27 protein-coding genes are annotated in these 21,491 nt (G+C 44.5%); 4 read left to right on the forward strand and 23 right to left on the reverse strand.

Annotated elements, in window-relative coordinates:
- Window positions 1-27: 27 nt before the first annotated feature.
- From A6049_RS11705 to A6049_RS11725, 5 genes are all read right to left on the reverse strand, one after another.
- On the reverse strand, window positions 28-1,107 hold the full coding sequence (locus tag A6049_RS11705; RefSeq protein WP_175381611.1) for a tetraprenyl-beta-curcumene synthase family protein: 1,080 nt from the start codon (window positions 1,105-1,107) through the stop codon (window positions 28-30).
- Between the two features lie 365 nt (window positions 1,108-1,472).
- Window positions 1,473-1,811: a YolD-like family protein gene (locus A6049_RS11710; protein WP_063564802.1), complete on the reverse strand. Its 339-nt coding sequence runs from the start codon at window positions 1,809-1,811 to the stop codon at window positions 1,473-1,475.
- A 14-nt stretch (window positions 1,812-1,825) separates the two neighbouring features.
- Window positions 1,826-2,119: a hypothetical protein gene (locus A6049_RS11715; RefSeq protein ID WP_063564803.1), complete on the reverse strand. Its 294-nt coding sequence runs from the start codon at window positions 2,117-2,119 to the stop codon at window positions 1,826-1,828.
- 2 nt (window positions 2,120-2,121) lie between these two features.
- Complete coding sequence (locus A6049_RS11720) at window positions 2,122-2,325, reverse strand: hypothetical protein (protein ID WP_063564804.1); 204 nt, start codon at window positions 2,323-2,325, stop codon at window positions 2,122-2,124.
- Between the two features lie 123 nt (window positions 2,326-2,448).
- Entirely contained in the window at window positions 2,449-3,210 is a 762-nt protein-coding gene (locus tag A6049_RS11725) for a hypothetical protein (RefSeq protein WP_063564805.1), read from the reverse strand.
- A gap of 710 nt (window positions 3,211-3,920) precedes the next feature.
- Between A6049_RS11725 and A6049_RS11730 the strand changes: the two genes are divergently transcribed.
- From A6049_RS11730 to A6049_RS11745, 4 genes are all read left to right on the forward strand, one after another.
- The gene (locus A6049_RS11730; protein ID WP_063564806.1) at window positions 3,921-4,136 is read left to right on the forward strand and encodes a type II toxin-antitoxin system HicA family toxin; all 216 of its coding nucleotides are present in this window, start codon (window positions 3,921-3,923) and stop codon (window positions 4,134-4,136) included.
- 259 nt (window positions 4,137-4,395) lie between these two features.
- Window positions 4,396-4,797 carry a type II toxin-antitoxin system HicB family antitoxin gene (locus A6049_RS11735; protein WP_095206069.1) on the forward strand — a complete coding sequence of 134 codons (402 nt, stop codon included), beginning with the start codon at window positions 4,396-4,398 and terminating at the stop codon, window positions 4,795-4,797.
- Window positions 4,798-4,945: 148 nt separating this feature from the next.
- Entirely contained in the window at window positions 4,946-5,605 is a 660-nt protein-coding gene (locus tag A6049_RS11740; protein ID WP_063564808.1) for a hypothetical protein, read from the forward strand.
- A complete protein-coding gene (locus A6049_RS11745) occupies window positions 5,592-6,743 on the forward strand; it encodes a helix-turn-helix domain-containing protein (RefSeq protein WP_063564809.1) in 1,152 nt (383 codons plus the stop codon). The genes A6049_RS11740 and A6049_RS11745 overlap by 14 nt, the downstream gene beginning before the upstream one ends.
- Window positions 6,744-6,921: 178 nt before the next feature.
- Here the strand turns inward: A6049_RS11745 and A6049_RS11750 are convergent, their stop codons facing one another.
- The 18 genes from A6049_RS11750 to A6049_RS11835 all read right to left on the reverse strand — a co-directional run bounded on the left by A6049_RS11750 (window position 6,922) and on the right by A6049_RS11835 (window position 21,490).
- Window positions 6,922-7,596: a hypothetical protein gene (locus A6049_RS11750; protein WP_063564810.1), complete on the reverse strand. Its 675-nt coding sequence runs from the start codon at window positions 7,594-7,596 to the stop codon at window positions 6,922-6,924.
- 267 nt (window positions 7,597-7,863) lie between these two features.
- Window positions 7,864-8,586, reverse strand: coding sequence for an N-acetylmuramoyl-L-alanine amidase (locus tag A6049_RS11755; protein WP_063564811.1), 723 nt, complete (start codon window positions 8,584-8,586; stop codon window positions 7,864-7,866).
- Window positions 8,579-8,992: a phage holin family protein gene (locus A6049_RS11760; protein ID WP_240321380.1), complete on the reverse strand. Its 414-nt coding sequence runs from the start codon at window positions 8,990-8,992 to the stop codon at window positions 8,579-8,581. Before A6049_RS11760 ends, A6049_RS11755 begins: the two co-directional genes overlap by 8 nt.
- A gap of 170 nt (window positions 8,993-9,162) precedes the next feature.
- Window positions 9,163-9,723: a hypothetical protein gene (locus tag A6049_RS11765; protein WP_063564812.1), complete on the reverse strand. Its 561-nt coding sequence runs from the start codon at window positions 9,721-9,723 to the stop codon at window positions 9,163-9,165.
- Between the two features lie 4 nt (window positions 9,724-9,727).
- A complete protein-coding gene (locus A6049_RS11770) occupies window positions 9,728-10,354 on the reverse strand; it encodes a hypothetical protein (protein ID WP_063564813.1) in 627 nt (208 codons plus the stop codon).
- Complete coding sequence (locus A6049_RS11775) at window positions 10,355-11,398, reverse strand: pyocin knob domain-containing protein (RefSeq protein WP_063564814.1); 1,044 nt, start codon at window positions 11,396-11,398, stop codon at window positions 10,355-10,357. It lies immediately after the preceding gene.
- Window positions 11,398-11,679, reverse strand: coding sequence for a hypothetical protein (locus A6049_RS11780; protein WP_063564815.1), 282 nt, complete (start codon window positions 11,677-11,679; stop codon window positions 11,398-11,400). The genes A6049_RS11775 and A6049_RS11780 overlap by 1 nt, the downstream gene beginning before the upstream one ends.
- Entirely contained in the window at window positions 11,679-12,260 is a 582-nt protein-coding gene (locus A6049_RS11785; protein ID WP_063564816.1) for a putative phage tail protein, read from the reverse strand. The genes A6049_RS11780 and A6049_RS11785 overlap by 1 nt, the downstream gene beginning before the upstream one ends.
- Window positions 12,253-13,335: a baseplate J/gp47 family protein gene (locus A6049_RS11790; RefSeq protein WP_240321375.1), complete on the reverse strand. Its 1,083-nt coding sequence runs from the start codon at window positions 13,333-13,335 to the stop codon at window positions 12,253-12,255. Before A6049_RS11790 ends, A6049_RS11785 begins: the two co-directional genes overlap by 8 nt.
- Window positions 13,328-13,744, reverse strand: a complete 417-nt coding sequence (locus A6049_RS11795; RefSeq protein ID WP_063564817.1) for a DUF2634 domain-containing protein — start codon at window positions 13,742-13,744, stop codon at window positions 13,328-13,330. The genes A6049_RS11790 and A6049_RS11795 overlap by 8 nt, the downstream gene beginning before the upstream one ends.
- A complete protein-coding gene (locus A6049_RS11800) occupies window positions 13,728-14,126 on the reverse strand; it encodes a DUF2577 family protein (RefSeq protein ID WP_063564818.1) in 399 nt (132 codons plus the stop codon). The genes A6049_RS11795 and A6049_RS11800 overlap by 17 nt, the downstream gene beginning before the upstream one ends.
- A 6-nt stretch (window positions 14,127-14,132) precedes the next feature.
- Complete coding sequence (locus tag A6049_RS11805) at window positions 14,133-15,293, reverse strand: XkdQ/YqbQ family protein (protein ID WP_063564819.1); 1,161 nt, start codon at window positions 15,291-15,293, stop codon at window positions 14,133-14,135.
- A complete protein-coding gene (locus A6049_RS11810) occupies window positions 15,290-15,937 on the reverse strand; it encodes a LysM peptidoglycan-binding domain-containing protein (RefSeq protein ID WP_063564820.1) in 648 nt (215 codons plus the stop codon). Before A6049_RS11810 ends, A6049_RS11805 begins: the two co-directional genes overlap by 4 nt.
- Window positions 15,934-18,813, reverse strand: a complete 2,880-nt coding sequence (locus tag A6049_RS11815; protein WP_161490578.1) for a phage tail tape measure protein — start codon at window positions 18,811-18,813, stop codon at window positions 15,934-15,936. The genes A6049_RS11810 and A6049_RS11815 overlap by 4 nt, the downstream gene beginning before the upstream one ends.
- 210 nt (window positions 18,814-19,023) lie before the next feature.
- Complete coding sequence (locus A6049_RS11820; protein ID WP_063564822.1) at window positions 19,024-19,452, reverse strand: phage tail assembly chaperone; 429 nt, start codon at window positions 19,450-19,452, stop codon at window positions 19,024-19,026.
- Window positions 19,453-19,484: 32 nt separating this feature from the next.
- A complete protein-coding gene (locus tag A6049_RS11825) occupies window positions 19,485-19,949 on the reverse strand; it encodes a phage tail tube protein (protein ID WP_063564823.1) in 465 nt (154 codons plus the stop codon).
- A gap of 3 nt (window positions 19,950-19,952) precedes the next feature.
- Window positions 19,953-21,278, reverse strand: coding sequence for a phage tail sheath family protein (locus A6049_RS11830; protein ID WP_063564824.1), 1,326 nt, complete (start codon window positions 21,276-21,278; stop codon window positions 19,953-19,955).
- 2 nt (window positions 21,279-21,280) lie between these two features.
- Window positions 21,281-21,490, reverse strand: coding sequence for a hypothetical protein (locus A6049_RS11835; RefSeq protein WP_063564825.1), 210 nt, complete (start codon window positions 21,488-21,490; stop codon window positions 21,281-21,283).
- Window position 21,491 lies beyond the last annotated feature (1 nt).

The following is a 21,491-nucleotide window of genomic DNA, read 5'->3' on the forward strand; positions in this document are numbered from 1 at the left end:
TCAGGCTCCCACCACAATACGCCTGACTTACATATGCTTACGAATCCAGCGGCTAAAGATAAAGAAAAATACTCTTGTCATCGGACTATTCTTCATCAGACGCTTGGAAACGACGCGAACTTCCTGTTGTTCGCTGACTTTGGGATCAGACAGGTAAATGGCAAGCAGTCCTTCGATAATCATCCGGTGGAACGAACTTCCCGGAATCTTCTGCACATCACTGCGGGCCATCTCCACAATAAAAGCAATTCGGTCCAGCATTGTCTCCACATTCTCATAATAATTGCAGAAGTTGAGATCTCCTCCGATGCGATCTTCATCCTGATCGATTAAATAATCGAGCATAATGTGCAATGCGCATACATGAGGAAAATAGGCAGTGTGGATCGAAGCCGCCTGCTCCTCTGTCAGCTGATCATCACTCGCAGCCAGAAACAGCATGAATACGCCCAGCGTAGAGCCGGTAGCGGCGGCAAATTCGTTCCAACGGAACTGAGGTGTGCGGTGACGATGTTCCGACCACCATTCCAGCAATGCCGTTTCTCTCAGTTCCGGCTTGATGTGCTTATATACCTGCAGGTCCGTGTATAGGCCTGCCAGATCCTGAATTTGAGGCTTGGCGGATGCATAGCCTGGCAGCTGACGGGTCAGCTCCTGACATGAGGTCACCAGATTCCTTAGGTATCCACCATCATCCTGCTCCTCACGGAGCGCGTAATAATTGACAGGGGTTGCTTCGGGATCTACCGCATCAAGCATTGATTGATGGAGAAGCCGAAAGTCATTCGGGTCCATCGATGTACTGCGATCACACAGATTGTCCAAATAATCACTAATAGTCTGATATGAAACGATCAGTGGAATCAGAATGTGCCTGTTCGGCAAATCAGGTAAAGCATAAACGGTCCCGCCTTCACAGTGGAACTGCTTGTCCCTGAGACTGGCCAGTGCCTGATTGCGCAATTCCTCATTCGGAATTTTCTCAGCCTGGGCACGCCATCCATCCAATTCCTTCCGCGTTTCCGGAATGGTGTATTTGTACACCCCTCTCATCAATGCCAACGGTCCACGCGGATATTGATGACGATTTCGATTTGATTGGCTCAAAATAAATGTGCCTCCACTTGGTTGAATACGTATTAGAGCGATTTTTAACCAATTCTATTATAATATGATCCCCTTAATTGTACAAATGATCTCCCGCATATTCCGCACAAAAAATCGCATCCGCTTCCAAGGCTTTGTGATATACTAGGCATATGTTTTTGTTTATCACCCATGTTCGTACGTAACCGTTTAGCTTTATCTAACCAATACTTTTTAATGAATTTCAAGAAATCATTCGGTCACGTTCGCCTGCATTCGCAGAGATCGTGATTTTTTTGTGATTTTTTGTTTCAATCACATCACGAAATAAAGCACCTTTTAAAAGCAGAAAGACCCTGTTCAATTATGACAGAGTCTTTCTGCTTTTAATTTATGTTGGCTTTTATAATCTCCTCTATTCTTGGCCAACTGTAGTCCTCTTCTCCCCGTACAAGTTTGATTCTCCTGTTTGGCTTATCGATCGATGTGACAACGCCCCGCAACTCCTCGTCATCAAACGGATTGAATACGGTCAACGTGATAGATCTGCATTCCTGGTACGATTCCAAAATCGCTTGCTCGATCAGCTGTACTTCCTGTTCGTCCAGAACCGGCTTCCCCCTTCTCTCCTGTTCACTCATAGCCAGTACGTACGCTTCTCGATGTTCCGGAAGAATAATGCGAGATCCTTCAATGATCCCGTTACCCGTTAATTTGCTAGCCATAGTGTACGCTCTCCTCAGTATTGGGTCCAATAGCTTAAATCGTTTGGCAGCGCCGTTATCGGTAACTTGGGAAGCTTAGGCTTTTCCAACTCTCGTTCCCAGCCTTCCAGGATCACAATATTGGCCGTGTTAGACTTATCCTCCCAGTGTATGTATTCAGTTGTAATAAGGGTCTCTAAGGCGGCCATAACTACTTTATCCCCCTTACCCGTTTTAACAGTCAATTCATGGATTGTAGGCAGCCGTCGTCGCCCACTACTGTAGTTGTATAAGATCCTCAGTACCTTCCGTTCATGATCCGTCAACATGTTTAAGCCCCCTGTGCTGTCGTCCTGATCGGATAGCATGCCAGTAAACCTGATTCGCGGAAGGTACGTGGCTGCCCCGACAATAGATCATCAGCTTTGATCATTCCGGATCGGATGCTTTTGACCTGGATACGGCGTTTCGTGATTTTTCCGCTTTGGTCCTCATAAATGATCTCCACTAACCAACCCAAGTATTTAACTGGCATGTTCATCCCTTCGATTAACAGAACGTATGTTTTCTTTTTTTATTATATGCGAATATATGTTCGTTATTCAACAGAAAAAATACCCATTTAATTTTTAATTTAAATGGGTATTTTAAATTTTATTCAGTATTCAGGGATTGGTCCAACATACCCCGGCGGAGCAACACTAGCATTTTTTACAATAGATGTAAATGTTGTATATGATTTTTGCCCGTTAACAGTTGTAAACTGTTTTAGCGTTCCAATGTATTGTACTAATCTATAATAATCGGCAGGAGCTACCATAACTGGAGTATCAGGTACCCACTCTCTTCCAGATACAGTTCCATCCATAAATGAAGTAATAGTAGTTTGATCAATTTTTAGAGTATCAGACCAATAGTAGATTTGAGTTCTACCTAAAAGCCTACCATAAGTATTAAATAAATTTGTACCCCAATCAGTTAAAAGAGTCTCTTTAATATGAGAGGATCTTGCTGCTGCCATAATTGTCATGTCATTTGCTACATTTGGAGTATTTGTAGTTCTCCACTCAAATAATTCTGCTTCCAAATTCATTTTAGCTTCAATATTCTCAGATTCCTCCAACAAAGCTGCTAACTCTTGTGGTGTTTTAACATCAATTACACCAACTTCTTTTGCTTTTTCCGCTTCCTCTGGGGTCATTTCTCTGATTCTATCACCATATTGTTCCAAAACCTCTTCAAATGAATTAACAGAAGCAACCTCTTTTAGATCTTCACTATTTATTTGCTTTGCTGCTTCGATCTTAGGAGCATCCTTTAGCAAATTACTTACCTCATCAGCAGATACACTACTTGCTGCCGAAAACAATGAAGTAACAGACAGAGATAATAATAGCGCGTATGGAATAGCTTTTTTCAAATAATCCATCTCCTTTTCCCAAAAATATGTAACTAAGTCTAATATAAACCAAATTTATAATTTATTAAATAGTATAAAACTCCCAAATAATTAATAGTTTGGTGTATTAATTTGTCGAATTACACACTAGTCATATATATTTTGTCGTCCTAATTCCCTATCTATTAAAAGAAAAAACGAGCCTTGAAAAATCCGGGCTCGTTTCATTAATTGATTCTAATTAAGAGAATTTTTATCTTTCTTATCTTTAACAGACAGCTTATGATTTTGTTTTTCAATAATTATCAAATCCAGTAGCTTAATAACTCTCTGTCCAATACGAAAAATAAAAACTATCCCAAGAACTATTAAAATCATTATAGCAATCCACTCGATATAGGGAATATAGAATGTAATAGGAGTTCCTATATGTATTGGAGTAGAATCCGTAACTTGTTCTGTTAAAATAACAATCACTCCTTGATGAAATTATTAATAATTTGCATTTTGAGTATTATAACATTTAAATGGTTTGACGCAATGAGTCAATATTCATAATTAAATTATCTATTTGTTTATGACGTTCAATATTCTAAAAAGAGCAGCGAGATTATCAGTCCTGCTCTTTTTTTTATTCCATTCAAAAGTGAAAACACGCATAATTGCACGCATGAATATTTGACACGCATAATAACACGTGTTATAATTATAATATAGAGAGGAGGTAAGCGATGCCGAAACAGCGAACGGTTCGAGAAGTGCTCAAACGGTTGAAAGAAGAAGGATTCATCAAATCCCCTTCACACACCGGTGGTAGCAGTCATGGCCGTTGGAAACACAAAGATGATGCAACAAGATACGCTGACATCAGTTTCCACAACAGCGGTCAGACAATACCAATTGGCACACTCAAAAGCATTGAGAAGACATCAGGGGTTATCTTTTAACCCCTCCCTTCTCTAAAGCCATCGCTTGCCTCCGGCATAGACCGGTTCGTCGTGTTATCTATACATAACACGACAGGTGTAAAATAAAATGAATTTAAAGGAGAGAGATAAATTGGTAATCACATTTATATATCCTAGCGTGGTTGATTACTGCTTAAAAGTTGAATTATATAATTCAAAAACCGCCCAAAAGCTGAATAATGTACTGACATTTTTTTTGCGGTAAAAACTATAAATTATTTGGAGGTTTGATAAATTGGTGAACACATTTATATATCCTGCCGTGGTTGAAAAAGCAGATGACGGCGGTGTCGGTTTGTACTTTCCTGATGTGCCAGGTACAGCTGTTCTTGCCCCTGACATCCAAACAGCGGTTAAGGACGCCAAAAACATGCTGATTGATCGTATACTTGAGATGGAGCAAAATAATATGGCAATTCCCGCGCCTTCCGATCTTGATGTTATTGAGATGAATGATCCGAGTGACAGAATTGTATTTGTTGAGGTATTTCTACCTCCCTATCGTGACGCTGCTGCGAACAAATCTGTGACAGTCAACTGCACCGTACCACAATGGCTACGTGATGCAGGCAAGGATGCAGATTTGAACTTCTCTCAGCTCTTGCAGAATTCGGTGAAGGATGCTCTAGGGATTAAATAAAAGAGATGGCGGCCTACTTGTCGCCATCTCTTTTTGCTCAGAAACATTTTAATCAGGAACCTCATATATATTTTTTATTTCGGTTGCAAAAAACACGTTTTTTTAGTAGTATGGTTGCAACGATGAATTGTCAAGGGAGTGTATTGGGATGGAGCCGATTATTTTGCATATTGATACTAAAGAGGTTATTCGAGGCAGACTACCTGTTCTTGTGAGATCGAAGATTTGTACAATCGTGGAAAAGGCTTATTCACTGACAAGAGAAGCCATCCAACAAACCACTCTGCTTAATTGGGAACTTGGGGCAAAACATGAAGGGTATTTAAGAAACATTGCAATCGGATACCTCTTTAAACAGCAAATTGATCTTGGTAACCTTCCTTTTTCATATTTATATGAATACAATCGAAATCGAAGCTACAAGTTCATTGTGTTATCTTTTGAAAATATCAAAATCAGCTTTAGCCAAGTGCAGGCAAGGACCCACGTTGCTCGTCCTGCTTATTTTAGGAATAAATTGCAGCTATTAAACCAGGGAAAGATGTATTTCTCTGACATGGACCCTAACATTCCTAGCCATGCAGATGACTGTTACTTACTTCTTACTTACAGTCGTGGAGGATCTGAACCAAAATTTGTGAACATTGGATTCCCCCACCAATGGAACGAGCGAATTGACCTTTTGAAGGAAACGCGTGTTCTTGTCTCGGATAACCCGCAAGTGGCACCAGAAGAAACAATCACTCCTGAGACGTTGATTGAATTTAGAAATTATGTAAAAGAGGTGGAGGGCCTTGGAAGCGAATAACCGCTTTTCCAAGTTTGTTCCTGATCGTCTTATTGAGGCAAGAGAAGCAAGAGGTTTAACTTTAACCGAGTTAGCTGACAACCTTAAAGTAACGCATCAGGCTGTATCAAAATACGAAAATAACAAAGCGCAGCCAACATTTGACACAATTGAAAAAATGTCTAACATCCTTGAAGTACCTGTGACTTTTTTTTATAAAAGTCCTATGGAATCATCGGAGAGCGTTGTCTACTTTCGTAGTATGGCAATGGCTACAAAAAAATCTAAAAATGTGCACGCACGTAAGATTGGCTGGATTAAAGAAATTCATAAATACCTTGAAAATTTCCTCGATTTCCCCAAAGTGTCTGTCCCGCGAATTATCACTCGAGACAATTACATTCAGACAGACTTTGAGGAAATCGATCTTATGGCTAACTATGTAAGAAAATCATGGAATTTAGGCAATGGCCCAATAAGCAACGTTACTTTATTGTTAGAAAAATCAGGAATTATAGTTGCGAGGTCCCCGTTTAGCTCCTATAAAATTGATGCATGTTCTATCTGGGAACAAGGTGAGCGTCCGTATATTTTATTAAGCAATGATAAAACTGCTTCTAGATCCAGATTTGACATTGCTCATGAGTTAGGTCACTTGGTTTTACACTCCAACATAAAAATGACAGAATTCAACAATAAGACTAATTACAAACTTATGGAAAAAGAAGCAAACCGTTTTGCCAGTGCTTTTCTGTTGCCTTCATCTAGTTTTGGAACGGAAGTTGTTTCAACATCAATTGAGCACTTCATTTCATTAAAAAAACGTTGGAAGGTTTCCATACAAGCTATGGCTTATCGCGCTACATCTCTAGGTATATTCAGTGAATTTCAGCACATTAATCTTAGACAACGACTGGCTAAAAACAATCAATTGTCTTCTGAGCCTTTGGACGATGTACTTACATTTGAAGAACCTTCCGTATTGAATCAGGCTATCAAAGCTATAATTGAACACGGAGTACGTACCAAACAGGATTTCCTGAGTGAATTAAGCCTTCCCAGAGAAGAAATTGAAATATTGGCAAATCTTGAAGTTGGTTATTTAATTCAAAATCTTGAGTCCAATGTAATTCCTCTCAATTTTAAAAAAAAGGATTAGATAAAGAACCGTCTTAGATAAAGAACCGTTTAAAACTAAAAAACACTCAGCTGCTGAATGCAAGCTGAGTGTTTTTTACTATAAAGCTCTATATATGTAAACAAAAAAGACACTGCCGGCATTACGCCAGCAGTGTCTTTTTTGAATGCTCACAGCTAAAAACAGTGAGCATCATATTTTATTTAGGGGAAACAAATCCACTTCCATTAAATTGCGTTCGATAGTAGGTTGTTTTTCCGCTAGTAGAAGATACACTCCAACCTGCTTGGACTAATTTATCTATACCTAAGTTCAAACCTGACGATATTTCATTAGTGACTGCAGTCTCTGCATATCCACTATAGCTTACTTGTAATCTAGTTTCTGATTGCAATGTGGCTTGAACATAGTTTTTAACAACAGTGAAAGTTCCACCACTGTAAGGAGCCAAGTAGCCTGTTTCTGAATACACTTTTTTGAACACTCTACCTACAGATCCACCAAATTGAACCTCATGAATCTGAACAAGTACTCCAGCTTTTGCCTTTACACCATTACCCAAATCAATAATTGCGGAATACTCCGTATCGTAGGTTTGATTTATTCCATCAGCTGCACGTGCTGATTTCGAAGTTTTTTCTGGAAACTCTTTACGAACTTCGCTGTAACTTTTCCCAGTAGCTTCAGCATATTTCACTAGAAATTCTTCTGGAGTAAGTTTTTTAACTTCCCAATCAATTACTTGACTATTAAGGTCAATAATGATTGATTCGGGAGAAGTCGTGTCCTGAATTACAGGATCAGCTGCGGAAATACCTGCAACTAATGTGGATGCAGCCAGAATTGCAGAGAGTGCGAGGCCTGTTTTCTTCATCTGTAAAAGCACGTCCTTTGCTGTAGTGTAATTTTTAGAATAGGGAATAATTCTCTAATCTCCTATCAGCTTACTACGCTTTCCTTCTTTTGGGAAGTCTTTTTTTGGTAAATTATTGAACTATACCTTATTCAAGGAAATAATAACCCATATTATATCAGCACGTACAAATTTATGAACAACAAAAAAAGGCACTGCCAGCGTTATGCCAGCTGTGCCCTTTTTACCGATGCCATCGGATTTCCAACTATTTTACCACATTTATCCTTATGATTCAATCTTCTTTAACAAGCGACTGACGACAGCCCCCAGTTCCTCACGTGTGACTGTTGACCCCGGTCGACTGCCATCAAAGTATCCCTTTTCGGTTACCTCTTTCCATGTTACTTCAGCCCATTTGCTGAGCACATTGATATCCCTCAGTAACACTGGCTTGTCCTCCTTCGTCTTTTGAACTAGTCCCAAGTATGCAGCGATCCCCTGAACGTGTCCTGCAATAATCACATCAATCACACTCACTTGCTTCAACCGATCCGCGTCAGCAACCACATCTACAAACAGGTTTTCTGTCAGAACTGCCGGCATTTGGGATTCGCGAACCATGTGTAAGTTCTGTGCCTTCTTTCCACGATCTATTCCGCCAAGCTTGCCCATAATAGCCTTGTGTAGGATGTCCTGCAGCTTAATGCTGTTTTCCGAAGCAGACTTATATCTGAAGGACTCAAAGCCCCCCTTGCCACCGCCAGCGTTGCAATGAATGGATACCAAGATGTCAGCACCAGCAGCGTTAGCCTTCGTTGTCCGTTCTTTCAGTTCCAAGAATACGTCCGTGGATCTCGATAGAAGTACCTGAACGTTCTCATAATCCTCTTCCAGTCGGTTCTTGATGCCAAGCGACACCTTCAGAACAATATCTTTCTCCTGGATGCCGTTTGCCACTGCTCCTGGATCCTTACCTCCGTGCCCTGCGTCGATCCATACTTTAAACATTTGTACCAGCTCCTTTATCGTTGTCGTTGCCACCTTTGCCCTTCAAGACTTCAATTGCCTGCTTGATCACAGACGGGATAGGCGCACCCATTTTCCCACCATTTTCAGTGATCGATAACAGCTCATTTGCGATATAGAAAAACGCCACCGTATCCCTGAATAAGTGGCCATCACCAAGGATGCCATCCACCAAGTGGCCAACCGCAACCATCGCAAAAATAAAGACCTTACGGGCAATCCCGATAAGGCCAATTTTACTTTTCAATCCTCCATTAGAACCGGCTGCTACGACACCTGTTAGATAATCAAGCACCACGAACACCAGCAGTACTCCCAACACTCCAGACCAACCCCCAAATAAATAAGACACTAACCAGCTACCCATGGCCAAAGCCCATTTCCCCATGTTTTCCAATTTCCTATCCCCCATCTCTTTCAAATAAGATCCTCTGACCACTTCAGGCACAACAAAAAAAACACGCTCCGCTTTCGGACGTGCTACGTCTACATATTCAATTGTTGGCATCCCCTCCCCCAAGACTCAGTTCTCTATTTCTCTGTATGTTCATATGACTTTTATCCCGTGACGATCCAAAAATATTGCATGTATAACGTTCCCGTTGCTGTTCCTGTATTACCCGTAATTCCTACACCAAGTTTCATTGGTCCAGCATCTGGATTAAAGTTTGACGGCCTTGTAACGGATGAGGTAGCAAGCCATTGAACCGTTTCTCCTACCTGTCTCGTGTCAATGACGTACGTAGAGTAAGCGGCACCCATGTCTATTTTTATACTAACTTGCATGAAGCTTAACCAGTCATTACCCGGCCCGGCACCAGCTTGCATTAAACGCCAGATAACACCATTTGCATCCGCAAGCGCAAGATACATCTGAACATTCCCGCCAGTGCTATACCTTATTGTCATCCTTGCCGTGGTGCCCATCGGTGCGATGTTTAAAACCCTTGTCCCTGCTGGTATGGTGGCGATATCGAAGGTGGGTGCCATGTTGTTAGCTCCGCCTGTCCAAGTAAGTCCTGCGTTATTGGCATAAGGGGCAAAATAACCACTTTCAACGCCGCTCTTACCCCCGTCTATCGAAAAATTAGACAACGAGAATTTGTCTAACCTGGGCATGTCGTCACAACTCCTTGCCTGTGATGTAGTAGTGGACTCCGCCACTGCTGGCGGAAGCGGTCATATATTCCGTGGACGGAATAAACAAGTCGCTGGTGGGCACGAGTATGGTTTCGAGTGTTTTCACCGTGATTGCTTGCAATATGCTCCGCCCAAAAACCTCTATCGAAACCTTTGCATCTGAAGCGTACGTATTACAAAGGACAATCCCTTTAACTATCCTATCTATTGAAGAATTTGCGTTAACGATAGTGCCCGATGATACAGGTATAGTGCCAAGTCCCAACCTAACTACATATGAATATTCAGGATCGGTTACCAGTGCTTCGATACCTGAAATATAATAACTTATCGAATTGCCTGCGTTAGCGGATATAGTTATTGAACTTTGAGCGATTAACAGTTGATCCATCGCAGGGACAAGTATTGTGTCGTTCGGTTTCATGACGTAAGTATACATGATCGCCGTACTAGCGAAACGAACAGTAACCGAAACGGTAGATGCAGACCCGTTTGAAATTATGAACGACTTAATTATAGCTTTACAAAGCAATGGAACGGTGTAGGCCGTGACTATATCGTTTGCGGTGGCGAGATTTCCGGCACCTAGCCTTTTAAAAGTTGTTGCCACCTATAACGCCCCCCATGATCTCATTTTATTTGCGTACTGCAACACCGAAAGGCTATCAGATTCGTCGGTGTAAGGCACATCACCCGCACCAGCGGAAAATTTAATTCTTGTAACCCCCTTGACCGTCGCCCCCACCCCGGTTGAACCACCAAAAACAACCAATCGAATTTTAACAGATAAAACCCCGGCCGGGATCGTTATTGTCGTAGATTTACGGTGCCATGTCGTATTCGGATTAGCCTCAAGTGTACCAATCTGAAGCCCACTTGATGTGTTTATGATTTCAACCTTCAGTTGCCCTGTCGCCCCCATGCCCGATGTATTAAAAACAGCTTGTAGATTGTAAGGGCCGGAACTCACCAATACTTGATCCACCGCTTCCAGTGTTGCATTAGCGTTAATGGGCACCGCTGCGGTCACGGCGAAATAGTTGAAACCCCTGTTATTAGGGGTGATCCAGCTGGTATCCCACAACACTGTTCCGATATTCTTCCAGCTAGTCAAACCTTGGTTCGCTGCTGAGTTTAGTATTCCGTTTGAGTTTTCAGCATTGATAATAGGCAATACCGCTGCATTGGCATATCCCTGGGCATTCGCGTTAGCCTGCGGCAAAATAACTTCCTCGTCATTTGCCAGCGCTGCGTCGATTGCTTCCTGTTTCGCATTATCACCAGATTGCTTTATTTCTTCAAGTTCGTCTCTTGAAGGCACTTTCTCCCACGGCCCCCAGCCGAAATAGTAGTTTCTTTGGAACACTTCCATGTTATCAGGCTGAAAAGTGGTCAAGGTTTGTAACACTCCAGCATGTGGCTCAACCGTCAAATGAAACGCCTCTGCTGTCGGAGAATTAAGTAATGTTGCTACAGTGGCATTTGCTGGGCAGTAGTAACCACCCTCTTCCATGTAGGTATTAAGGTCTGATCCAGCAGGAATGACAATCGATTTCTTAACGAATCCATCTTGCAGCTCATTAATTTCCTCTCCGATCGCGTTCATATCACTCGGCAAAACAGAATCCTTAACTGTCCAATTCGTCCTTGCCATTAATCTGTCACCTCTTCTATTTCAAAAGTTTCGAGCATGAGCGTATCCGACTGGTTTGGGACGTTTACAGCTTTTGAACTGACTCGGATATTTGGGCCTTTTAATTCAATCAATGTAACCATAGATACATCTGCAGCCGGAATCAAGAAGTTGATTGCAACTGTTGATTCCGTGACCGCTTTTTCCACAAAATCCGTGATCTCGTACACGCCATTCAGGACCACCTTCGTTATTCGCGAATTTAGATGTACAGCCAGATCGTTCAATATCTCTTGATCCATTACAATGTCACCTCCGGCCCTAAATCCGCAAACGACTTCTCGCCAAGTTTCCAACTGCCGTCAAGCTTGTAATTCCAGGATACATCCCTTCTGACGGTCGTATGTTTAATGCCTATCTTGTGCCGCAGAGACGTATTTTGCTGATACACCATGTTAGCAGGCTTGACGGTTTGGATGGTATGCTGCACTTCTTTAAACAGGTTGGCATTTTCAATGTTTGTCGTTACCAATAGCAAAAACTCTGCCGCATTCACCGTTACCACCGCCAATCCCGGACCAAGTAAACGATCCAGTTGCGATTGTAGCCAACGTTGTGTGAATGGGGGCTTGGTGGATTGTCGATTGATGATACGCCGGCGCCGGAAATCCAAAGACTCCTTCGAAGGATCAGCCTGGATACGCAGCATTTTTTCGCGGCGTCTGATCGCCTGCGAACTGGCCGTCATGATGAACATGTCATTACGCTGTCGCAAGATCCCAGCAGCAATATTGTCCAGCTCCATTTCCTGTGCCATCAGTAATGAAGTCATCTGCTTGCTGTCCACATAATACGGCGGCAGATACTCCATGAGTCTACTCATTAAGCGTCACCGTCCCTCGTTGCGGCACCTGATCAACCGTCAGAGTGATATTGGCAGTAGATCCGTTTAGCTGTGTACCAATCACGTCTACAACGCCTGAAACGGTCAATATGCGTGATTCAAGAGGTGCGACACGTATAACAAGCGGGGCATCCTCTTCCCACGTTGATCTAAGAGCCAACAAATATGCATCAATCACGTCTTCGATGTCCTGTTGCACTTGTCCAACGCTTGTATCCCCCAACGTCAGCGTGGTAGTGATGTTGATTGTGATCCAGTCAACTCCATTCAATGTAACGGTGTGGCCAATTGGAGCTAAACCGAGACCCTGTCCTCCAAACAGTACAGGGTCCACCTGCTCCTGCAACTGATTGATCAGCGCGGCCGAAGGTGGTACATGCCCCGTTGCCATAATGGTTGCTTTCACCGACCCGCCGCCCTGCCAAACAGGAGTAATCCGCACAGCCCCCACCCCCTCCAACGCTCTCATCATCTGCCGGTAGTCAGCAACATTCCCGCCAAAGGGTTGTTCATTTATTTCAACAAAAAACCGCTCACGCAGCTGATCGTCCGTTTCTTCGTCTTCCCCAGGTACCAGAATGTCGCTGAGAGTTGCCGTTGCTAAATCGTTGATGTACTCCACAGGTAACATCGATCCAAATGGGGCGTTTCCCAAAACTCCTGCAGTTTCAGAAGTCACTTTGTACACGCCTTGTGAAACTCTTTCGGTAACTGCATAGTTCAAATCCTCAATAAAAAAGCGACTGCCGATCGCTACATCAATCCCTGCTCCATTGGCATCCAAGAACGTACCTTTTCGCACTGCAAACGTTGCTTCCTTCCGGTTGACACCCCATTCGGCTGCGCCTTCCGTAAGATAATCACCTGTTGCTGTATCGACATTGTATAAATCGTCACCGGCAGATAAATTGATGTACATCTGAGCGAATTCAGCTGCTGCAGGTGCTAAAGAATCATAAATAATACTTCCAGGCCGCTTGTCTACATCTTCCGGTACCCGGTCCAGCATCCGTTGCAAGATGGCTTCATATTCGTATTCCTCCGTGTTATACACTACCGACCACCTCCGTTAGCCGCAGATTTCCTTCGTTTGTGATAACGGTGAATGTGACCGTCGCGGTGTCGCCTTCCTGCTCAATATCGAAATCTTTAACTTCTCTGATCCGCTCATCGTAGATCAATGCCTCAGTTATGACTCGCGGCAACTCCGAAGCTACAAAACCCGCACTTGTCGCCAGACCGACAACCGTGTCCGATTCAGTTCCGTAACTCTCCGGGTATATGACGTGTTCAAAGCGAATGGTCCGTAGTGCCTTGATTATGAATTGCTTCATGGCCGGAAGCCCATCTATAACACGACCAATCTCACCAGTGACCGGATCAAACGAATAAGTCCGTGTCGGCTGGATATCTGAGCTGAAGAGATCCGGGACTTGTATATTTAAATCAGGAGTCAGCGCCATACTTCACCAGCCTTTCTGAGATGACGAAAGACTGACCACCTTGTACACTCATAACCAGCACTTTGTCTCCTGCTTTCAGCTCATCAAGGAACGTAACCGTTCCCGAACAAATACCCGAACCCGTTATTTTTCCATTCCCTGAATACTCATCGGTTTGAATCGTACCTTCCATTTCAAAATCACCTTCTATTTCCACCTCACGAGTATAGGAGGTAAGACGTTCCGACACTGACAGCATTTCGGCTGGTATCGGATTCTTGGTGTCCAACCCTATTTGGATACTCAGTCCAGGCGGCGGAGTTAATACAGTGGCTTCAAGCAATTGAACAGGACCTGCAGCGGCTACAGCAGCCACAGCGGCCTGTTTGATAATGTCCAACATCGTAAATCACCCCAATATCTCCTTGCGAAGTTGTTCTGCAAACTCTTTGTCCTCATCTTCCTTGCTCTTTTTCTTGCTGTCTTTCTTCTTGGATTTGTCCTTGTCTTTATCAGAATCGCTTTCCTCTGGTTCAACAGTCACGTCGATATCCGGTAGGTCATCGGTCTTGGTCAAAGTGACTGACATCAAATGTTCATTGCCATTAAAGGAATGGTTATCCTCATCAACATAAAAGGCCCGGCTTACGCCGAGCTCTTTCGCTATTACATATACTGCAGATCCAGATATAACAGGAGCAATACCCAGCGAATCGATGGAAAACGTCTCGCCTATCTTGCCTTTTTCCATCATCATGGACGTTGCGCGCTGCATCAGTTGCGCTTTGTTTAACTCATCGCTGACCTCTTCATAATATTGAAGAGTACCGAACCGCTTTTTGGTTGTAGAGTTATCCACCTTCGCAATGTGAGTGGCACTGACCTTTTTCTTTTGGACCGTTTCCTTTTTACCCTTTTTGACCTTGGTTTCAATGGTCGTATTGGTTGTAGACGTCAATTTAACTTGGGTATAGGTGTCTTCTATCGATTGCGCGAATGAATAATCCACCAGGTTAACGCCGTCCTCGATCACCCATTTACGAGCCAGATCCACGCGCTTAGTCAGGTGCAATTTGCCCTTGTCGGAATACAAGTAGTATTTAACACGAGTATGCTTGTAGGTCAGGGAGATGGCCGTCAAGATCATATCAAATAGCGTTCCCTGCAAGATGCGGGTAAGCTTATGCGGTGTGTCTGCAATCTTCCCTATCGGGATACCGAAGTCACCACAAATACGCCGGACTATCTCACCCAGCGTTTTCCCGGTAAATACGTATTTGTCTTCACTTTTGGTCAGATACACCAGATCGTCATAAGCCGTTAAAGCAAGGCTGCCACTCTTGGTCCTTTCCTTTGAAAAGATCGTTCCACGGAAAAGCTCCTCACCCTTCCACTTGAATAATAGCTGATCCCCCACATCCACTGGCTGCTTGCGATGCATTCCACGCGTCGTAGATAGGATATTCGCGGAAAGAGTTCGGGGGGCTCTCAACTTTTGGCCAGACCATTCCGCATCTTGCACTGGCAGTTCATACGTCCCGTCGCTTCGAACAACAAACAGTTCCATCATTTCAACTTCAGCCCCTGCCCTGGCTTAATAGAGTACGGCGCTTTGATTTTGTTTAACTCGGCAAGCTTCTGCCAGGTTGTTCCGTTTGCTTGCGCGATCTTCCATAAGCTATCGCCAGGCTTCACTGTGTAATTGGCTGGTGTCGTCTTTGTACTGGGTCGTGCCGCCGTGCTGCTCGTGGTAACCTTCGCGCTTCCATTACTGGCCTTTTTGGAGGTATCCAACTTCCGGACAGTCACGAATTTGTATTCTCGCAATGAAAGGTCGTAATAGATCGTTTCGACATCGCCGCCTTCTTCTCGATATACAAAATCTTCAATGGTGACAGCAAAGTTCCAAGCAGTACCGGAGACAAGAAAGCGAATCGGCTTTCCTGACTCCTTCCACTTGCTTATGGTAGCTGCCGCCTGTTTAGGGACAGGTATATCTTCATATTCGCAATACGGCCCCCAAGTAGCGGGAAAGAAGCTGCTGAATTCAAACGTCTTGAGAACCGGATCATTAATTATGGCCACCTCACCAATCCCGGCCACGTCCACTGTTGTCGTTTGGCTGGCGTTACCGATTGTGATATCCGGCGGATTGACCGGCAGGCGCAACCGCTCAGCGTTGTTGTTCCATGATAGCCAGACTTCACGACTCATACGAATTGCACCCCCTGAGGTCCAAGATTCAATTCTTCTTGCAATGCCTTTTTGATGACACGAACCACCTTATTAGCATCCATGTCGTTGGAGTAGTGGTTATCACCTGTAATATTAATGCTGATTGGCGCTGCTGTAGTTGAAGCAGTTTGACTTCCTCCGGATGCTGCCATTCCACGGATCAGATCAGCTTCTTCGCGTGGAAGAACGGTTTCACCTTTGTGCAAGGTAGCAGGAAAATTATCAAAAGGAACATCGGATATTCCCTTTGCAAATTTGTTTTTGGTGTACGCTTCAACGAGATTGGGTAACCCTGATTCGTGAGCAACTTGGGAAACTGTCTTATTTGTGTCGCGCATTCCTTGAGTCTCAATTAGTCCAATTTCTGGTATGTCAAAACCAACAGATCCACCGCCTAAAATTTCTGGCATTGGTATACTAAGTTTATTTAGTTGATTAATCATCCAGTTAATTCGTTCTATGATCCAGTTAACACCACGTGCAACAATGTCTTTGGCTCCTTCAAAGGCACCTGCCACAACGCTTTTTATCGTATCCCAATTTTTCCAGGCCTCCCAGAGCACAGTAAGCGCAGTTACAACCCATCCAATCACGGGCAAAAATCGCACCAACCCACCAATCACTCTACCGATCCAAGGTAAAAATGGTTTAGCCCATTTGAGGACCGTTACAAATCCTCTACCCAACCAAAGTAGTGCACTTCCTACCCATTTCAATACACTCCATACGACCTTGAGCACCTTCCACAATCCTTTGAACACAGGAGTCGCGACTTTTACAGCCTGATATCCTTTCGCAGCACCATAGACACCTAAAAATGCTGCACCTACAACCTTCAGGATGGGCAGTAAAGTGTCCCAGTTTTCAATCACCCATTGGATGCCTTTGGACAACCCATTGGCAAGTTCGCCCGACAGTTCAGCTACACTCTCGGTAAACTTGGCTATCGATTTTTGTCCTTCGGGTGAGGATGCCCATTTGTTAAGCTCAATGAACGCTGGAGTAACTGCGGTTATCACTGATTGCCCTATAGTCTTAAGTGTCTTAGCGAGGGTACGACTTGCATCGTTGATAGGTGTCATGGGATTGTTTTCCCGCATCGATGTGAATTGTTTCTCCAGTTCTTTGCTGGCTTCGATTGGCTCATTGATAGCACGCGCTGCTGCCAAAACCGGCTCCTTGATGTCTTCATACTTGGTGCCGAGTAGTTCCGTAGCATACAAGGCACGTTGGGCTTCGCTGGGTATTTTGGACAAGGCTGTAGCAAATTCAAACATAACTTTTTCACCGGATAACGTTCCCGCATCCATAGACTTGTAAAGTTCCCTGGTACGGGACTTGCCCAATACTTTAGCCATTGCTGTAATCTGGTTGTCTGTAAGCTCATTACGTCTGATATTAAATTCACGGAACATATCGGCAGGTTCATCAAAATTCCGACCACCAGCTTGAACGGCTGCAACGAATGCAGACCCGACCTGACCCATGTTGAGCTGCAAATCCTTGAAGGTAGAACTGTACTCATTGATCGTATCCAGGTAATCATCGTACTGATCCCCTGCGTTTTTAATGACATAGGCAGACACATCGCCAATCTCACTCATACTACCCAGTTGGTTTTTATAAGCTGCGGCAAAGGCACGGTCCACCTCAGGTATGTCTTTACCATACAACTGCGCAAACATGGCTGATGTTCGGGCGGCTTCTTGAAGCGCCTTGCCCTGCAGGTTAGTTTGCTGAGCGAAATCAACAAGAGATTGAGCGACGCCGGAACGTTCAGTGCCGATATTTTCGCCATAATAGATTTGATCGGTCATGGTTGTAACTTGTGGTTGGCTAATACCGCTGATTGCTGATGCCCGTGCGTCGGTCTCAAATGCGTTTGCACTTTGTGCCAGAATGGCCGTACCACCTAGTGCAGCCCCGATGCCCAAGAATTTGTTTTGCAACCTAGCCAAACTGCTCTCAATCCGTGCTATGGCACGAGTAGCCAAGTCTTTGACCTTGACCACTACAGTTGCCGTTACAGCCCCCACTCGACGAGCCAACGCACGTACTTTATTTAATCCTCGGATAGCCATGTCCCGAACTCGTGTTTGTATCGTAACTCTCATACGCCCAAGGTTACGGGCCAACGAACGCAATCGAGTTAATCCTCGCATCGCCACATCACGCAGTCTAGTCCTGACTGTAGCTGTGTATCCACTAAGCGCTGTAGCCATGGATTGTAAGCGGGTCAATCCTCGACTGGCTATATCCCTAAGTTTAGTCCCAATTACTACAGCTCTACGATGTAAGGCATCCCCCAAACGGCGTATGCGTACAAGTCCTCTAGTCGCCATATCTCTCAAATGTGTCCTTAATACAGCTCGGCGCCATCTGAGATAAGCCATGGTCGCCCTGATCCGAACCAATCCAGCTGATGCATCGTCACGCAATCGTGTACTGATTACAGCAACCAGGCGACTTATACGCGGTACTCGTGCGGCTAAATCGTTAAGAGCCCTGGTAGCCCAGTCTCTTACACGAGCTGCAACCGTTACTGGTCTGCGACGAATATCATCAGCCAAGCGTCTCAGTCGTGCTAAACCTCGACTGGCCCGATCTCGAACAGCTGTCCGAATAACCGTGGCACGCCGATTCAAATAGTTTTGCAGATCCCTGATCCGATTTAGCCCCCGTGTTGCATTATCACGAAGTCTAGTTTGGATAATCGCCCTGGTACGCGACAACGATTCAACCCGCCGCTGCACTTGGTTTACAGTATCCCTCAGTCGTTGAAAATTTCCGCTCATTTGCCTAACGCGATTACTTATACGATCTCGGATGTCAAACATGGCGGTTAACGTTGCCATTAACATCTTCCTTCCTACGCAAAAAAGGGGCCATTTTGGCCCCCTACTTACGTTTCTTATTTTCTCGTTCTTGATCAGTAAGATACTGATCGATTGAGCCGTAAATAAAAGCCCGATGGTACGGGTCCATCCCCCATAGATCCTGCGGCAAGATATGAAGCTTATGCAAGGCATAGTGGGCGTATACGGCATCCCGATCACCGGACTTGATTAGTTTTTTACGTCTTCGTTCAGCTCATCTTCCGATTCGTCAAAACCGTTGATCCGGTTCGCTTCTTGCATCCACTCCATGTATTCACCACCAACGGAAAGGACAGCCTTAGCCAAATCAACTGGATCGGTCAGGCCATATGACTTGAGCAATTCGGCATCCCTAAAGTTTGGATACACCGTCGACTCAATGGCAATCCGGAGGGATAACCGTTTGCCATCAAGCTTTTCACCAACCTTCTTGCCTTTCTTGATTTCCGGTTTAGTGCACTCAGATTCCAGCTCATCAATCCTGGTTGTGTTCAATGCCTTCATAATAAATGGGATCGGCTTGCCTTCGTCGTCCTTGTACCGTTGAGTGATGATGACTTCCTCTTCCTTAACCTCAGCAGCCTTGCCTTTCATGAAAAACGCCATATTCTTACTCATGTATTGTTTGCTCCTCTTCTATTATAAGTTTGTTATCCCAATGTCGGCGCACTAAAAATATCCGGCAAATCCACATCATCAAATGTAAAACTAATTTCCTCATCCAATGCATCTGACTCGGTATCGACTTTCGCCATGACCACACTGTCTAAGTTGACTCCTTTGAGAACAACGGTTTGTTGTCCGATGGAAGATGTCGGGTCGTCATTGACAATTTGGATGTCAAAATACGTATCCACGCCATCTTTGATGTATTTCATCATCAACTCACGATAACGAGATGTGGTATAAAAGATCGTCATCGATCCAGAACCGGACCAGCCCGTCGCTTTATGTTGCACACCTCGGCGGCCCAACGTCTTTACCTCGGCCTTTTGCTTCTCAATGGATGCTTCCAAAGATTTAACGTAAAACATTTCTTCTGATTGGCCGTCAATGGTTGCGTACGCCCGCCCTTCTTGACCCGATATAGTATCTTGAGCTTTTAAAAAGGCCATGGATTACTTCACCTTCACTCTCATGTAAATTTTCTCGATTGCATCCACCGGCTGGATATCCATTTCGACATACACCGCATCAGTTGCTTCACCAGCAAGAACGGTAATGTCCGTTTGACTATTGAAATTTTGGATAGCGCCGAATCCTTGATAGGTGTTTGCGATATTAGTGAGCGCAGACCGTAGCAAGTTACGGCCATCTGCTGAATTACCAACTTTACCAATGTAGTATTGATCAAAGGTTTCTTTGGAGTCGTTAGCCAGGCCATCCAACACCCGGATAACGCGGTTCTTGGAGCGTTCCCGACCTTTAGTCATCGTATAGCTACGGAACGTGTTAATGTCCTGTTCTACGATGGCGCGCCCTTTGCTTGCAACAAATACAAATTCCCCGGCCAACAGCGCATCCTCAATCTGTGTATTCGTGTATTTGATATCCACATCTACAGCGTCTTCGTACACCGAATACGTCAAAGACTCATTCACCGGGGCACCTGCAGTTGCGCCTGCGACCCAAGCAACCGCCTTGATTCGGTCAATAACTGTCTGATCGGAAAGCACCACGCCGTTCTTGACACTGATGACACCCTCGTAATCCGCCGTCGGATAGTTCGGCAGTACCAGTTGAATCTTCTTACCTTCATTCTCCCGCTGCCGTTTAACAAAGGCATTGTATAGCGCTTTGAGGGTCATATCATCCGACATCAGACCCACAGTATTGAAGTCAGTCACTTCAAGCAGCTCCAAGTATCCGGTGTGATCAGCATTGGTCACCGTTCCATCTGAGCCGCCAGTAAGCGGCACACCCGCGGAAGCAGCAAACTCTTTGTCAGTTCCCGTCGAAGCAAATTTCACCCACGCGTTTCCGATCAGTCCGTCAATGTCAGCTACGGTTTGTTTATCTCGCTCCGCTCCTGCCAGCAAAGTATGGACGTCGAATTTAGATGGATCGTCAATATTGGCTTGAATAACCACAGTGATGTCATTACCACGCACGCCGCCATATAGGGCAGTTACAGTCAAGTTCCCGCTTGTGGCGGTTGCTTTGATACCTGTATTCAAGCGATATAGCAACAGTTTTTGCGCTCGCTTCAGTGCCTCACGAACGGGTAACATTTCTGCTGTCGTTATGTCGTAACCCAGTGTATCGAACGGATCAGCTCCAGCTTCCACTTTCACTAGTTGCTTGCTCGGCCCCCAGCTAAGCGGAACAGCCATTGTGACTGTTCCGCGTTCTCCGAGGGCAGTTGTTGCAGTTCCAACAGATTCGAAATTGATATATACGCCTGGGCGCACTTTATTTTGTCTTGTCCAAATTCCTCCGGCCATGATTAGCGCACCTCCCTTGATTTAAATGCATTCATTTGCCGTTGTACTTCTTCATGCGTATACGTTTGACCGTCCTGCAGCAAGGCCACGAACACGTCCTTTTCTGCATTACTGTACATGGTCGACTGCAAGAACTGTTCCTTGCTGAAACGCTGGTCTGAAGGTACAGTCTTTGCAGCTTTCGTTGCCCGTGCTTCTTTTACATCACTCATG

It is taken from the genome of Paenibacillus sp. O199 (assembly GCF_001636635.1).
GTDB lineage: Bacteria > Bacillota > Bacilli > Paenibacillales > Paenibacillaceae > Paenibacillus > Paenibacillus marchantiae.